Origin of the sequence: Pseudoflavonifractor phocaeensis (genome assembly GCF_016901735.1) — a bacterium.
GTDB lineage: Bacteria > Bacillota > Clostridia > Oscillospirales > Oscillospiraceae > Pseudoflavonifractor_A.
Genome location: NZ_JACLZC010000152.1, coordinates 1 through 1,066, shown reverse-complemented (window position 1 = coordinate 1,066; position 1,066 = coordinate 1). Strand labels below are relative to the sequence as shown.

Annotated in this window: 2 protein-coding genes; both read left to right on the top strand. The window is 54.2% G+C overall.

All coding sequences use genetic code 11. The features are described from left to right. Positions 1-538: DUF4368 domain-containing protein (locus tag H7U37_RS14955; protein WP_204876950.1), on the top strand; the 538-nt coding region annotated here is incomplete at its 5' end. 14 nt (positions 539-552) lie between these two features. Then, entirely contained in the window at positions 553-927 is a 375-nt protein-coding gene (locus H7U37_RS14950; protein ID WP_204876948.1) for a recombinase family protein, read from the top strand. Positions 928-1,066: the final 139 nt, after the last annotated feature.

Sequence of the window (1,066 nt, the reverse complement as noted above, 5' to 3'; positions counted from 1 at the left end):
CGAATACGAAAACGACTTCATCAAGGCGATGGTGGGCCGCTCCGCCAAGGTAGCGGAAAATGACCGGGTACGCAAGAAGCGGGAGCTGGACGGGCTGCTGGCCCGGGACGGGGAGCTGGATATGCTCTTTGAACGGCTCTATGAGGACAATGTGTCCGGCAAGATCGACGATGCCCGGTTTGCCAAAATGTCCAAACGGTATGAGCAGGAGCAGGGCGAAAACGCCAAGAAAATCAAGGCGCTGCGGCTGGAGCTGAAAAAGCTGGAAGATAAGCGGATGGATGTGGACACCTTCTTGGAAACGGTGCGGCGCTACACCGACGCTACTGCCATCACCAAGCGCATGGTTGCCGAACTCATTGAGTATATCGAGGTCTATCCTGCGGTCAAGGAGGACGGTGTTACCAATCAGCGGGTGACGATCCACTATAACTGCATCGGTGCCTTTGAGGTGCCGGATCGCCGGAAAATCCCCGAGCGGGATATTCTGCTGGAAACGAGAAAAGGCGTAGCATTAAGCTACGCCCCGGCGGTGTAAAGGTGGTGTGGGATATGAGAGCATTTCTCTATTGCCGTGTCGCCCATGAAGATTCTTTCGCATTGGAACACCAGCGGTTTCTGCTCCAGCTCTACGCAAAGCAGGCGGGATATACCATCATCGGCGCTGCGGACGAATACGGCAGCGGGCTCACATTAGACCGCCCGGCGCTCCAGAAAGTGACCGAGGCCGTAGTCGCTGGCAAGGTGGATGTGGTGTTAGTCCATAACCTGACCCGGATAGGCCGGGAATGGGGCATGACCAAAAGCTACATTGACCTGCTCACCCGGCACAAGGTAAAGCTCCTGTGCATCCGGGATCGGCTGCTCTTCGACGAAAACGGCGCTGCCCCAATTTTGACAATAAAAAATGCGGAGTGTCCTTTGTAGGATACTCAGATCCTATAAGGACACTCCGCATGATCCGAGTATCGCTGCTTACGTCAAACCGTCTTGCTGTTTCGCAATAGCTTAGCTTTTCCGCCATCATCGTTTCAATTACCAGCTTTTTAAATTCTGGTGTGTATCG